Below are 13,231 nucleotides of genomic sequence, written 5' to 3'. Positions count from 1 at the left end.
CCCTCACGCCTCGACGACCACCGGGATGATCATCGGCCGCCGGCGGTGGGTCTTGTTGACCCAGCGCCCGACCACGCGGCGTACGGTCTGCTGCAGCTGGTAGGAGTCGTCGACCCCGTCGGCGATCGCCTGGTCGATCGCGTCGATGATCGGCTGGCGGATCGCGTCGAAGGTGGAGTCGTCCTCCGCGAAGCCCCGGGCGTGGATCTCGGGCCCGCCGCTCACCTTCCCGGTCACCGAGTCGACCACGAGGATGACCGAGATGAAGCCCTCCTCGCCGAGGATCCGGCGGTCCTTCATCGAGGCCTCGGAGATGTCGCCGATGGAGGAGCCGTCGACGAAGACGTAGCCGCACTCGACCTTGCCGGCGATCTTCGCGACGCCGTCGACCAGGTCGACAACGACGCCGTCCTCGGCGATCACGACCCGGTCGGCCGGGACGCCCGTGGCCTTCGCCAGCTCGGCGTTGGCGCGCATGTGGCGGATCTCGCCGTGCACCGGCAGCACGTTGCGTGGCTTGACGATGTTGTAGCAGTAGAGCAGCTCGCCGGCGCTCGCGTGGCCGCTGACGTGCACCAGGGCGTTGCCCTTGTGCACGACATTCGCGCCCCAGCGGGCGAGGCCGTTGATCACGCGGTAGACGGCGTTCTCGTTGCCCGGGATGAGCGAGCTCGCGAGGATGACGGTGTCGCCCTCCTCGATGTGCACGAAGTGGTGGTTGCGCTGCGCGATGCGGCTCAGGGCGCTGAGCGGCTCCCCCTGCGACCCGGTCGAGACCAGCACCTGCCGCTCCGGCGGCAGCTCGGCCAGGTCCTTGGCGTCGACCAGCACGCCGGGCGGCACCGTGAGGTAGCCGAGGTCGTGCGCGATCTGCATGTTGCGGACCATCGACCGGCCCACGTAGGCGACCTTGCGGCCGTGTGCCACGGCCGCGTCCAGCACCTGCTGCACGCGGTGGACGTGGGACGCGAAGCAGGCCACGATCAGCCGCTGCTTGCTCTGGTGGAAGACCCGGTCGAGCACGGGGCCGATGTTCTGCTCCGACGTGGTGAAGCCCGGGACCTCGGCGTTGGTGGAGTCGGTCAGGAAGAGGTCGACGCCCTCCTCCCCCAGCCGCGCGAAGGCGCGCAGGTCGGTGATCCGGCCGTCCAGGGGCAGCTGGTCCATCTTGAAGTCGCCCGTGTGCAGCACCAGGCCGGCGCCGGTGCGGATGACGACCGCGAGCGCGTCGGGGATGGAGTGGTTGACCGCGACGAACTCGAGCTCGAACGGGCCGAACGAGATCCGGTCGCCCTCGCGTACGACGTGGTGGACGGTCTCCTTGAGCCGGTGCTCTCGCAGTTTGGAGCCGAGCAGGGCCAGGGTGAGCTCGGAGCCCACCAGCGGGATGTCGCCGCGCTCGCGCAGGAGGTAGGGCGTCGCGCCGATGTGATCCTCGTGGCCGTGGGTGAGGACCAGGGCCTCCACCTTGTCCAGCCGGTCCCGGATCGCTGCGAAGTCGGGCAGGATCAGGTCGACGCCGGGGTGGTGGTCCTCCGGGAAGAGCACCCCGCAGTCCACGATCAGCAACCGGTCGTCGTACTCGAAGACCGTCATGTTGCGGCCCACCTCCCCGAGGCCCCCCAGCGGGATGACCCGCAGGGCTCCCTTCTCGAGAGGTGCGGGCGCGGACAGCTCGGGGTGGGGATGGCTCAAGGTGCTTCTTCCTGTTGCTCTGGGTCTCAGAGGAGGCCGGCAGCGTTGAGTGCGGCGCGGAGTGCGGCGTACTCCTGCTCGTCCAGGGGGACGAGCGGGCTGCGGACGTGGCGGTTGTCGAGGACACCCAGCAGCTGCAGGGTGGCCTTCGCGGTGGTGGCGCCGTAGTTGGGGACGCCCATGATGGCGTCGACGACGGGAAGCGTGCGGATGTACGTCGCCAGGGCGGCGTCGTGGTCGCCGGCGAGGAAGGCCTCGGTCATCGCCTTGAGGTCGTCGCCGATCGCGTGACCCGCGACCGAGACCATGCCGACGGCACCGTGCGCCAGCCAGCCGAGGTTGTGGGCGTCGTCGCCGGAGTAGATGGCGATGCCGGTCTCGGTGGCGATGCGCACTCCGCGGACGAAGTCGCCGACGGCGTCCTTGACGGCGACGACGGTGTCCCACTCAGCGGCGCGGGCGTAGGTCTCCGGGGCGATGGTCGTGCCGGTGCGACCCGGCACGTCGTAGAGCATCACCGGGACGTCGGTGGCCTCGACGACCTGGCGGAAGTGGTGGAGCACGCCTGCCTGCGAGGGCTTGTTGTAGTAGGGCGTGACGAGCAGCAGCCCGTCGGCGCCGATCTTGGCCGCCTGCTGGGCCAGCTCGACCGAGTGGGTGGTGGTGTTGGTGCCGACACCCGCGACGATCGTCGCCCGGTCGCCCACGGCGTCCCTGACCGCCTGGAGGATGCGGCCGTCCTCCTCGATGGAGGTCGTGGGGGCCTCGCCCGTGGTGCCGCTGACGACGAGGCCGTCGTGGCCGTGGTCGACCAGGTGGGCGGCGATTCGGGCAGTGCCGTCGAGGTCGAGCGACCCGTCCTCGTGGAAGGCGGTCGCCATGGCGGTCAGGATCCGCCCGAAGGGTGCTGCAGACGTCATGGGGTCAGGCTATCCCGCCGGCGCCCCACGCCCCGCCTCGCGGCGCGCGGGTGGGTTGCTGCGCCACCGTCCGGGGAGCACTCTGGAGGCAAGGAGGTGATCTTGATGGCATCCGACACCTGCCCCGACTGCAAGGCGCTGGTCAGCGACCTCGCCGCCCACGAGCGCTGGCACTCCCGGCTGGTCTCCGACCTCGCGAAGGCGGTGGAGAAGGAGATCCACCGGTCGGCGCGCACCTAGCTCAGACCCGCTCCCACCAGACCCACTCGAGCCCGGGCCCGGGCTCGCGCCTGACCTCCCGCCACTCCCCCGGCGGGAAGGTCGGGAAGTGCGCGTCCCCGGCCGGCTCGAGGTGCACCTCCGTGAGCACCATGTGGGTGGCCCACGGCATCGCCTGCTCGTAGATCTGCGTGCCGCCGGCGACCACGGTGTCGCCTGGCAGGCCGGCGGCCAGCTCCAGGGCCGACTCCAGCGAGAGGGCGACGTGCACCCGGTCGGCGTGCTCCCCCGCCGTCCACCCGGGATCGCGGGTGACGACGACGGTCGTGCGGCCGGGCAGCGGCCTGCCGATCGAGTCCCAGGTCGCCCGCCCCATCACCAGCGTGTGCCCGAGGGTGACCGCCTTGAAGTGCGCGAAGTCCTCGGGGATGTGCCAGGGGATCCGGCCGTGGTCGCCGATGACCCGGTTCTCGGCGTACGCCGCGACGACCACGACGCGCTCCCGCGGCTGGTCGAGCGGAGTCGAGACCGGCTCAGACCGCAATGGGAGCCTTGATGGCGGGGTGCGGGTCGTAGCCCTCGACCCGGATGTCGTCGAGGTCGAACGCGTCGAGGTCGGTGATCTCGGGGTTGAGCCAGAGCGTCGGCAGGGCGCGCGGCTCGCGGGTCAGCTGGAGGCGCGCCTGCTCGACGTGGTTGGTGTAGAGGTGCGCGTCGCCGAGGGTGTGCACGAAGTCGCCCACCTCGAGCCCGACCACCTGGGCCACCATGTGGGTCAGCAGCGCGTAGGAGGCGATGTTGAACGGCACGCCCAGGAAGACGTCGGCGCTGCGCTGGTAGAGCTGGCACGAGAGCCGGCCGGGTCCGCCGTCCGGCGCGGGCGCGACGTAGAACTGGAACAGCGTGTGGCACGGCGCGAGCGCCATGTCGGGGATGTCGGCGACGTTCCAGGCGCTCACGATGTGGCGCCGGCTGTCGGGGTCGCGGCGCAGGTTGTCGACCAGCTGCGCCAGCTGGTCGATGTGCCGGCCGTCGGGGGCCGGCCACGACCGCCACTGGTAGCCGTAGATCGGACCCAGGTCTCCGTCTGCGTCGGCCCACTCGTCCCAGATCGTGATGCCGCGGTCCTGCAGCCACTTGACGTTGGTGTCGCCCCGGAGGAACCAGAGCAGCTCCCCGAAGACCGACCGCGTGTGCACCTTCTTGGTCGTCACCAGCGGGAAGCCGGCGCGCAGGTCGAAGCGCGTCTGGTGGCCGAAGACGCTGAGCGTGCCGGTGCCGGTGCGGTCGGACTTCTCCACGCCCTCGTCGAGGATGCGCCGGAGGAGGTCGAGATAGGACTGCATGGCGGTCAGGCTACTCGCGCAGGTCCACCGTTCCGGCGATCGTGGTCGTCGCGTCGCCGCCGACCCACACCGTGTCGCCGTCCCGCTCGACGTGCACCCGGCCGGCTCGGCCCAGGGCCGTGCCCTGCGCCGCGACGTACGACGTGGGCAGCAGGCTGCCTGCCAGCCACTGTCCCAGGCCGGCGTTGAGCGAGCCGGTGACCGGGTCCTCGGTGATGCCCAGGCCCGGGCAGAACGCCCGGACCTCACAGGCCGTGTCGCCGCCCTCGCGGGGGCCCACCACGCCCACCTTGAGATCGCCGAAGGCGGCCCAGTCGGGCTGCAGGGCCAGGACCGCGTCGGCGTCGCGCAGCACGACGCCGATCCAGCCGGGACCGTTGTCGATCCAGGCGGAGTCGAGGATCTCCTCCTCGCGCACCCGCAGGACCCGGGCGATGCGCGTGAGGTCGGAGCTGTCGACGGGACCGGACCGGATGAGCGGAGGGGCGGCGAACGCGAGCCGCTCCCCCAGCCGCACCGTCACCAGGCCGACGCCGCACTCCTGCACGACCGTGCCCGGTGAACGCGGCGCACCACCCGCCTCGAGCCAGGCGTGTGCCGACCCGATCGTCGGGTGCCCCGCGAACGGCAGCTCCTCGTCGGGAGTGAAGATGCGGAGCCGGTAGTCGGCCTGGTCGGTGGTCGGCGGCAGCAGGAACGTCGTCTCGCTCAGGTTGGTCCACCGGGCGAACGCGGCCATCTGCTCGTCGCTGATCCCCCCCTGCTCCTCGTGCACCACCGCAACGGGGTTGCCGCAGAGCGGATCTTCTGAGAACACGTCGACCTGTCGGAAAGGGCGCAGCATGCCCGTATCAGATCACCCCGTGGACCGGCGGGCGCTGACCGGTGAGCACGTGTCGCCCGAGGTGCTGCAGCTTCCACCGCGAGGGGTCGTGGAGGGTGTGCGTGCGGGCATTGCGCCAGAATCGGTCGAGGCGCGTGCGCCCCGCTGCCGCCCGGGTGCCGCCGACCTCGAAGAGACCCGTGCTGACCGCCAGCGACGCGCGCTCGGAGACTACCTTGGCTGCGGCCACCTCGAGGGATGCAGCCACTGCGTGCGCCTCCGTCGGCGCGTCGAAGACGCGGTCCACGGCGCGGCCGGCCCGCTCCAGCACGGCCTCCGCGACGGTCACCTCGACACTGAGCTCCCCCATCCGCTGCACGGTGAGCGGGTCGTCGACGGCCCGCTCCACCTCGGCCTCGAACCACGGCCGCGCGCTCGTCCGGACGAACTCCGCCGCCGCCTCGAGGGCGCCGCGGGCGATGCCGACGTCGATCGCCGCATGCATCAGCTGGGCGAAGGCGCCGTAGCCGTTGGGCGAGTCGAACGCCCTGTGCCGCGGCACGACCCAGTCCCGGCTGACCTGCACGGCCTCCAGCACGACGGTGCCGCTGGCCGTGCACCGCTGGCCGACCGCGTCCCAGTCGTCCCGGATCGCGATGCCGTCGACGACCGCCGGCAGCAGCACGATCACGTCGCCCTCGGGGATGTCGGTGGCCTGGTGCGGGTCGTCGAGACGGGCCAGCACGGGGACGACGTCGGCGAAGAGCGTGCCGGTGCAGTAGTACTTCGTGCCGTCGAGGCGCAGTCGGCCGTCCTGGTCGGCGGTGAGCGTCGTGGCGATGTCGGTGACGTCCTTGCCGCCGCGCTCCGACTGGGCGTTGGCCATCACCTTGCCGGCGAGGAGCGCGCTGAAGAGGCGCTCGCGCTGGGCCTCCGAGCCCGCGACGCGCAGCAGGTTGGCGTAGACGAAGTGGCTGTGCGGGATCTGGGCGATGTTGGCGTCGGTCGCCGCGAGCCGCGCGAGCACCTCGGCCACCGTGCTCGGCGGCAGCTCGATCCCGCCGTACTCCGCAGGGACGGTGATCGCGAGCAGGCCCGAGTCAGCGAGCTGGCCGATCTCGACGTGCGGGAGCCTGCGATCGCGGTCGCGCTCCGAGGCGCGCTCGGCGAACCTGGCGGCGAGGGTGGTGGCGACGGCCAGCGCGTGCCCGGCGTCGCGGATGCGGGCTGCGTGGCCCTCTGTGGTCGGCTCGTCGACGATGCTCAGGTTGCTCATGGCAGAAAGTCTACTGATTTACTAGACTATTGCCAGCGCAGGGCCGTACGGCGTGTCGGCGAGGAGGTGTGCCTGCAGCCCGCCCTCAGGCGTGCAGCGACATCGGCCCGTAGACCTTGCGGTCGTGTTCGAACAGCGTGACCGCGTCGACACCGTGCTCGGCGAGCTCGGCCCAGATCTCCCCCACCCAGGACTCCGCGTCCGCCTGGCTCGCGAACCGCTGGCCACTGTGGCCCTCGACCCGCACCTCCTGGCCGGAGGCGTCCTCGAGGCGCCACCGCCAGGGCCGCTCCTGCGGGGCAGGCGGGCGGAAGGTGGGCGGCGGGTCGGGCAGCATCAGGACTCCTTCACCGAGGGGTGGACGAACGGCGGGTCGACGAGCTGGAAGATCTCGCGGCGGCCCCGGATGTCGACGCCCACCTGCGCGTCGTCGGCCACCATCGTCGGCACGAGCGCCAGGCCGATGCCCTTCTTCAGGGTCGGGGAGAAGGTGCCGGAGGTGATGTCGCACAGCGGGATGTCCTGGGTCAGCGTGACCCCCATGCCGGGTCGCGGGATGCCACGCTCGACGGCCACGAGGCCGCGGAGCCGGCGCTTGGGCCCGGCCTCCTTCTCCGCGACCAGCGCGTCCTTGCCCCAGAACGTGTCCTTCTGCCAGCCGACCGCCCAGGAGAGGCCGGCCTGCACGGGCGTGACGTCGAGGCTGATGTCCTGGCCGTGGAGCGGGTAGCCCATCTCCGTGCGCAGCGTGTCGCGCGAGCCCAGGCCGCACGGCAGGATCCCGTGCTCCTCGCCGGCCGCGAGGATGGCGTCCCACAGGGCGACGGCGCCGTCGTTGCGCACGACCAGCTCGTAGCCGCGCTCGCCGGTATAGCCGGTGCGGCACACCACGACGGCGGTCTCCCCCAGCAGGTCGGGCAGCCCGGCCTCGACGAAGGACATGTACTCGTGGCCGACCGGGAGGCCGACCTTCGCCAGCACCTCGTCGGACTTCGTGCCCTGCACCGCGAGCACGGCGTAGTCGTCGTGGTGGTCGGTGACCTGCACCCCGTCGGGGGCCTGCTCCCGGAGCCGGCGCACGACCTCCGCGGTGTTGGCGGCGTTCGGGACGAGCAGCACGTGCTCGTCGTCCTGGTAGTAGGCGATCAGGTCGTCGACGATGCCGCCGGTCTGCTCGTCGCAGCACAGCGTGTACTGCGCCTTGCCCGGGTGGATCTTGCGCAGGTCGTTGGTCAGCGTGTCGTTGACGTACGCCGCGGCACCGGTCCCGGTGACCATCGCCTTGCCGAGGTGGCTGACGTCGAAGACGCCGACGGCCTCGCGGACCGCGGTGTGCTCCTTGACCACGCCGGCGGAGAACTCCAGCGGCATCAGCCACCCGCCGAACTCCGCGAACCTGGCGCCCAGCGCCTCGTGGCGGTCGTGCAGGGGGGATCGCTTGAGGGACTCGTCGACCATGCGCCGCAACCTACCGCAGCGGCCGGGGGCGGCTGACTCGCCTAACATGCGCCGAATGACGACGTACACGCTCCGCAGCGCCAGTCCCGCCAAGACCCGCGCCGATGCCGTGGTCGTGGGCGTGCTGGCCGGCGACGGCGGTCCCGAGCTCTGCGCCGCGGGTGCCGACGTGGCGGCCGTCTACGGGCGCAAGCTGCGCCCGCTGCTCGCGACGATGGGCGTGACCGGCAAGGCCGGCGACGTAGCCCGCATCCCGACGAACGGCGTCCTCGGCTCGCCGCTGCTGGTGCTGGTCGGGCTCGGGCCGGCCCGGGACGGCGGGCCCGACGCGACCGCCGTACGACGCGCCGCCGGCGTCGCCGCCCGCAGCGTGCCGAACGCGGCCTCCGTGGCGCTGGCCCTGCCGTCAGAGACGCCCTCGCTCGTCGCGGCTGTCACGGAGGGCCACCTGCTGGGCGGCTACACGTTCACCCGCTACAAGTCGAGCAGCGAAGCGGCTCCGGCAGCCGGTGAGGTCGTCGTCCTCTCGCCCGTCGCGCGGCAGAAGGAGGCCACGGCCGCCTTCGAGGCCGCGCAGGTGGTCGCGGCTGCGGTCGCCACCACGCGGGACTGGGTCAACATGCCGCCGGCTGACTTCACCCCGCCGGCCTTCGCGGACGCCGTCGCCGCTGCGCACAAGGAGCTCACGAAGGGCCGTGGCGCACCCAAGGTGGGCCTCGAGGTGCTCGACGAGGACCAGCTCGCCGAGCTGGGCTGTGGCGGCATCCTCAGCGTCAGCCGCAGCTCCGCCGCCCCCGCCCGGCTGGTCAAGCTGACGTGGTCACCGAAGGCCGCCACCCGCCACCTCGCCCTGGTCGGCAAGGGCATCACCTTCGACTCCGGCGGCCTCACCATCAAGCCCTCCTCCAGCATGCTTGAGATGAAGGCCGACATGGGCGGCGGCGCCGCCGTGGTGCAGGCCGTCTTCGCGGCCGCCCGCCTCGACCTGCCGCTGCGGATCACGGCGTTCGTGCCGATGGCCGAGAACATGATCTCGGGCAGCGGCCCACGCCCGGGCGACGTCGTGACGATGTACGGGGGCACCACCGTCGAGCTGGCCAACCTCGACGCCGAGGGCCGGATGCTGCTCGCCGACGCGATGGTGATGGCCACCGAGGGGGAGCCCGACGTGCTCGTCGACGTCGCCACCCTGACCGGGCACATGCAGGTCGCGCTGGGCGACCGGGTGAGCGCGGTCATGGGCACCGACGAGATGGTTGCCGAGGTGCTGGCCGCCGGCGAGCGAGCCGGCGAGGCGCACTGGCGGATGCCCATCCCGGAGGAGATGTCCGAGCGCATCCGCGCCTCGAAGGTCGCCGACCTGCTCCAGCACGACTGGGTGCGCTGGGGCGGTGGTCTCTACGCCACGGCGTTCCTGCGCGAGTTCACCGGCGGCCTGCCCTGGGCGCACCTGGACATCGCCGGCAAGGAGATGAACTCCGGCGCCGCCTACGGCCACGTCCCGCCGGGCGGCACCGGCTTCGGCGTCCCGACACTCGTCGAGCTGATCCGCGCACTATCGCTGGTCGAGTAGCGAGCGCCAGCGAGCGTATCGAGACCCGTATCGAGACCTAGATCTCGCCGTTCAGCTTCCGTCGCCTGTTGTAGTCCCGCATCCGCTGCGGCACGCCGACGAGGGCCGCGTCGTAGGACGGCACGCGGTGCTTGTTGCAGAAGTCGTGCGCCCACTTCACGCTCGGCACGCGGCGACGGGTCCACTCGCCGTCGTGGGCGACCAGCAGCAGGGTCACGTCGCTCACTGCGGTGCGAGGTTCGACGAACCCCTCGACGCCCCTGCGGGACGCGACCCACTCGGCCAGGTGCCGCAGATCGGCGGGGTCGGAGGCGCGCACACTCGTCGATCCGGTCCGCATCGCGTCCCGGGCCGGCTTGCGCATGCGTCCGGAGCGACGGAAGCGGTCGAGCAGTCCCATGGCGACATTGTGCCGGGCCACTCCAGATGACCCGGTGTGGACAGGCCCACAAAGAGTGCAAGGATGGGCCGCGGCTCGATCGGTGACCAGCGGAAGGACAGGCGTGGCGGACGGCAGCTTCGACGTACTCATCCTCGGGGCGGGTTCGGGGGGCTACGCCTGTGCACTCCGGGCGGCCCAGCTGGGCCTCAGCGTCGGGCTCGTCGAGAAGGGCAACCTCGGCGGCACCTGCCTCCACGTGGGCTGCATCCCGACCAAGGCGCTCCTGCACGCGGCCGAGGTCGCCGACTCCACTCGCGACGCGACGCAGTTCGGCATCAACGCCACCCTCGAGGGTGTCGACATGGCCGGCGTCAACGCCTACAAGGACGGCGTCGTCTCCCGGCTCTTCAAGGGCCTGAGCGGCCTGATCAAGTCCCGCGGCATCACGGTCATCGAGGGTGAGGGCCGGCTCACCGGCCCCCGCGAGGTCACGGTCGACGGCACGGCGTACACCGGTCGCCACGTCGTCCTCGCCTCGGGCTCCTACAGCAAGAGCCTCCCCGGCCTCGACGTCGACGGCGAGCGCGTCATCACCTCCGAGCACGCGCTCACGCTCGACCGCGTGCCCGCCTCGGTGATCGTCCTCGGTGGCGGAGTCATCGGCTGCGAGTTCGCCAGCGTGTGGAAGTCCTTCGGTGCCGACGTCACGATCGTCGAGGCGCTCCCCCGGCTCGTCGCCGCGGAGGACGAGGCCTCCTCGAAGGTCCTCGAGCGCGCGTTCCGCAAGCGCGGCATCGCCTTCCGCACCGGCACGCCGTTCCAGAGCGTCAAGGCCACCGACACCGGCGTCGCGGTGACCGTCGAGGGCGGCGACGTCCTCGAGGCCGAGCTGCTGCTCGTCGCGGTCGGCCGCGGCCCCTCCACCGCAGGCCTGGGCTACGAGGAGCAGGGCATCACCCTCGACCGTGGCTTCGTGGTCACCGACGTGCGGTGCCGCACCAGCGTCGAGGGCGTGTACGCCGTGGGCGACATCGTGCCGGGCCTGCAGCTGGCCCACCGCGGATTCCAGCAGGGCATCTTCGTCGCGGAGGAGATCGCGGGCCTCGACCCGCGCCCCATCGACGAGGCCGGCATCCCGCGCGTCACCTACAGCCACCCCGAGATCGCCTCCGTCGGCCTCGACGAGGCGACCGCCCGCGAGCAGTACGGTGACGAGGTCGAGACCCTGACCTATGACCTCGGCGGCAACGGCAAGAGCCAGATCCTCAACACCCAGGGCTTCGTCAAGCTCGTCAGCCGCAAGGACGGCCCCGTGCTCGGCGTCCACATGGTCGGCGACCGGGTCGGCGAGCTGATCGGCGAGGCCCAGCTGATCTACGGCTGGGAGGCACACGCCGACGACGTGGCCCCACTCGTCCACGCCCATCCCACCCAGAACGAGGCGCTCGGCGAGGCACACCTCGCGCTCGCCGGCAAGCCCCTGCACGCCCACGCCTGACCCCAAGCCCGACACACGACATCTCCACACGACACGACACCGAAGGAATGCCCATGGCCTCCGAAGTCACCCTCCCCGCACTCGGCGAATCCGTCACCGAGGGCACAGTCACCCGCTGGCTCAAGCAGATCGGTGACACCGTCGCGGTCGACGAGCCGCTGCTGGAGGTCTCCACCGACAAGGTCGACACCGAGATCCCCTCGCCCGTCGCCGGCACGCTGCTGGAGATCAAGGCGAACGAGGACGACACCGTGGAGGTGGGCGCCGTGCTGGCGCTCGTGGGTGACGCCGGTGAGGGCGGCGCGGCTCCCGCGGCCGAGGCCCCCGCCGAGTCCGCCCCCCAGGAAGCACCTGCTGCCGAGGCACCCGCCGCACCTTCGCAGGAGGCTGCTCCCGAGGCGCCCGCCGCACCCGAGCAGCCGGCTGCCGAGCAGGCCGCTCCCGCTCCCGCTCCCGCGGCTGCCGGCGGTGGCTCCGGCGGTGGCTCAGGCACTCCCGTGACGCTGCCCGCGCTCGGCGAGTCCGTCACCGAGGGCACCGTCACCCGCTGGCTCAAGCAGGTCGGTGACACCGTCGCGGTCGACGAGCCGCTGCTGGAGGTCTCCACCGACAAGGTCGACACCGAGATCCCCTCGCCCGTGGCCGGCACGCTCCTGGAGATCAAGGTCTCCGAGGACGAGACCGTCGAGGTCGGCGCCGAGCTGGCCGTCATCGGCTCGGGCGACGCCGCTCCGGCCGCAGCCGAGGCTCCGGCTGCCCCGGCTCCTGAGGCTCCGGCTCCTGAGGCCCCGGCCCCTGCGGCTCCGGCCGCTGAGGCTCCGGCCGGGCCTGCTCCGGCGCAGGAGGCCGCGCCCGCGGCGCAGGCGCCCGCCCCTGCCGCTGCGGCTCCCGCCGCCGCCCCCGCTCCCGCCGCCCCGGCTCCCGCCGCGCCCGCCGCGCCGGCTGCCGCTCCTGCTGCACCTGCCGGCGAGGCCGACGACCAGCGCAACTACGTCACCCCGCTGGTCCGCAAGATGGCCGCTCAGCACGGGGTCGACCTGGCGTCGATCTCGGGCACGGGCGTCGGCGGTCGGATCCGCAAGCAGGACGTCCTCGACGCCGCGGCGAAGGCCCAGCAGCCCGCCGCTGCGGCGCCGGCTGCCGCGGCACCCGCTGCGGCCCCGGCTCCTGCCGCCTCCACCGGAGTCACCCCGTCGCCGCTGCGCGGCACGACGGAGCCCATCAGCCGCCTGCGCAAGGTGATCGCCACGCGCATGGTCGAGTCGCTCCAGACCTCCGCGCAGCTGACCCAGGTGATGGAGGTCGACGTCACCAACATCGCCCGCCTGCGAGACGCCGTGAAGGCCGACTTCCAGGCCCGCGAGGGCGTCAAGCTGACCTACCTGCCGTTCTTCGCGAAGGCCGCGATCGACGCGCTCAAGCAGCACCCCAAGCTCAACGCCAACCTCAACACCGAGGCCGGCGAGGTCACCTACTTCGACCGCGAGAACATCGCGTTCGCGGTCGACACCGAGAAGGGCCTGCTCACCCCGGTCGTGAAGGACGCCGGTGACCTGTCCATCGCCGGCCTGGCCAAGAAGATCGCGGACGTCGCCGACCGCACCCGCAACAACAAGATCACGCCGGACGACCTGTCGGGCGGCACCTTCACGATCACCAACCTCGGCAGCTTCGGCGCGCTCTTCGACACGCCGATCATCAACCAGCCGCAGGTGGCGATCCTCGGTCCCGGTGCCGTGGTCAAGCGCCCGGTCGTCATCGACGACCCGAACCTCGGCGAGACCATCGCCGTGCGCTACATGGTCTACCTGGCGCTCACCTACGACCACCGCCTGGTCGACGGCGCCGACGCCGGCCGCTTCCTGCGCGAGGTCAAGCAGCGCCTCGAGACCGCCTCCTTCGAGGTCTGATCGAGTCGGCTCATCTGCACACGCTGACCCCGTCGAGTCGGCGCATCTGCACGCACACCTGCGGCAGATGCGCCGACTCGGCGCAATTTCCGTGAGCAGATGGGCCGACTCGGCCCTAGTACGTTGGCAGC

At 71.9% G+C, this 13,231-nt stretch carries 13 protein-coding genes; 4 read left to right on the top strand and 9 right to left on the bottom strand.

Annotated features, from left to right (window positions below):
• Positions 1–3: 3 nt before the first annotated feature.
• On the bottom strand, positions 4–1,695 hold the full coding sequence (locus tag DDE18_RS15220) for a ribonuclease J (RefSeq protein ID WP_116573103.1): 1,692 nt from the start codon (positions 1,693–1,695) through the stop codon (positions 4–6).
• A gap of 26 nt (positions 1,696–1,721) precedes the next feature.
• Entirely contained in the window at positions 1,722–2,615 is an 894-nt protein-coding gene (dapA, locus tag DDE18_RS15215) for a 4-hydroxy-tetrahydrodipicolinate synthase (RefSeq protein ID WP_116573102.1), read from the bottom strand.
• A gap of 105 nt (positions 2,616–2,720) precedes the next feature.
• Between dapA and DDE18_RS24055 the strand changes: the two genes are divergently transcribed.
• Positions 2,721–2,855 carry a hypothetical protein gene (locus DDE18_RS24055; protein WP_281258389.1) on the top strand — a complete coding sequence of 45 codons (135 nt, stop codon included), beginning with the start codon at positions 2,721–2,723 and terminating at the stop codon, positions 2,853–2,855.
• Position 2,856: 1 nt separating this feature from the next.
• On the opposite strand, the gene DDE18_RS15210 is transcribed toward DDE18_RS24055, so the two are convergent.
• The 6 genes from DDE18_RS15210 to gcvT form a co-directional block, all read right to left on the bottom strand.
• Positions 2,857–3,378: a dihydrofolate reductase gene (locus DDE18_RS15210; RefSeq protein ID WP_116573101.1), complete on the bottom strand. Its 522-nt coding sequence runs from the start codon at positions 3,376–3,378 to the stop codon at positions 2,857–2,859.
• A complete protein-coding gene (locus tag DDE18_RS15205) occupies positions 3,368–4,180 on the bottom strand; it encodes a thymidylate synthase (RefSeq protein WP_116573100.1) in 813 nt (270 codons plus the stop codon). Before DDE18_RS15205 ends, DDE18_RS15210 begins: the two co-directional genes overlap by 11 nt.
• Before the next feature lie 10 nt (positions 4,181–4,190).
• Positions 4,191–5,024: a PhzF family phenazine biosynthesis protein gene (locus tag DDE18_RS15200; protein WP_116573099.1), complete on the bottom strand. Its 834-nt coding sequence runs from the start codon at positions 5,022–5,024 to the stop codon at positions 4,191–4,193.
• A gap of 7 nt (positions 5,025–5,031) precedes the next feature.
• The gene (locus DDE18_RS15195; RefSeq protein ID WP_116573098.1) at positions 5,032–6,279 is read right to left on the bottom strand and encodes an SfnB family sulfur acquisition oxidoreductase; all 1,248 of its coding nucleotides are present in this window, start codon (positions 6,277–6,279) and stop codon (positions 5,032–5,034) included.
• Between the two features lie 85 nt (positions 6,280–6,364).
• Positions 6,365–6,616 carry a hypothetical protein gene (locus tag DDE18_RS15190; protein WP_342748953.1) on the bottom strand — a complete coding sequence of 84 codons (252 nt, stop codon included), beginning with the start codon at positions 6,614–6,616 and terminating at the stop codon, positions 6,365–6,367.
• Entirely contained in the window at positions 6,616–7,737 is a 1,122-nt protein-coding gene (gcvT, locus tag DDE18_RS15185) for a glycine cleavage system aminomethyltransferase GcvT (protein ID WP_116573097.1), read from the bottom strand. Before gcvT ends, DDE18_RS15190 begins: the two co-directional genes overlap by 1 nt.
• Positions 7,738–7,792: 55 nt before the next feature.
• Here gcvT and DDE18_RS15180 point away from each other — a divergent pair, with 55 nt between their 5' ends.
• Positions 7,793–9,310, top strand: a complete 1,518-nt coding sequence (locus DDE18_RS15180) for a leucyl aminopeptidase (protein ID WP_116573096.1) — start codon at positions 7,793–7,795, stop codon at positions 9,308–9,310.
• A gap of 37 nt (positions 9,311–9,347) precedes the next feature.
• On the opposite strand, the gene DDE18_RS15175 is transcribed toward DDE18_RS15180, so the two are convergent.
• A complete protein-coding gene (locus DDE18_RS15175) occupies positions 9,348–9,710 on the bottom strand; it encodes a hypothetical protein (RefSeq protein WP_116573095.1) in 363 nt (120 codons plus the stop codon).
• A gap of 103 nt (positions 9,711–9,813) precedes the next feature.
• On the opposite strand from DDE18_RS15175, the gene lpdA reads away from it, so the two are divergent.
• Together lpdA and sucB are read left to right on the top strand one after the other, a co-directional pair.
• The gene (gene lpdA, locus DDE18_RS15170; protein WP_245916732.1) at positions 9,814–11,190 is read left to right on the top strand and encodes a dihydrolipoyl dehydrogenase; all 1,377 of its coding nucleotides are present in this window, start codon (positions 9,814–9,816) and stop codon (positions 11,188–11,190) included.
• A gap of 53 nt (positions 11,191–11,243) precedes the next feature.
• On the top strand, positions 11,244–13,100 hold the full coding sequence (gene sucB / locus DDE18_RS15165; RefSeq protein ID WP_116573093.1) for a 2-oxoglutarate dehydrogenase, E2 component, dihydrolipoamide succinyltransferase: 1,857 nt from the start codon (positions 11,244–11,246) through the stop codon (positions 13,098–13,100).
• Positions 13,101–13,231: the final 131 nt, after the last annotated feature.

Source organism: Nocardioides gansuensis (genome assembly GCF_003076135.1).
Taxonomy (GTDB): Bacteria; Actinomycetota; Actinomycetes; order Propionibacteriales; family Nocardioidaceae; genus Nocardioides; species Nocardioides gansuensis.
The sequence above is the reverse complement of the archived record's forward strand: the minus strand, read 5'-3'. Positions and strand labels throughout refer to the sequence as shown.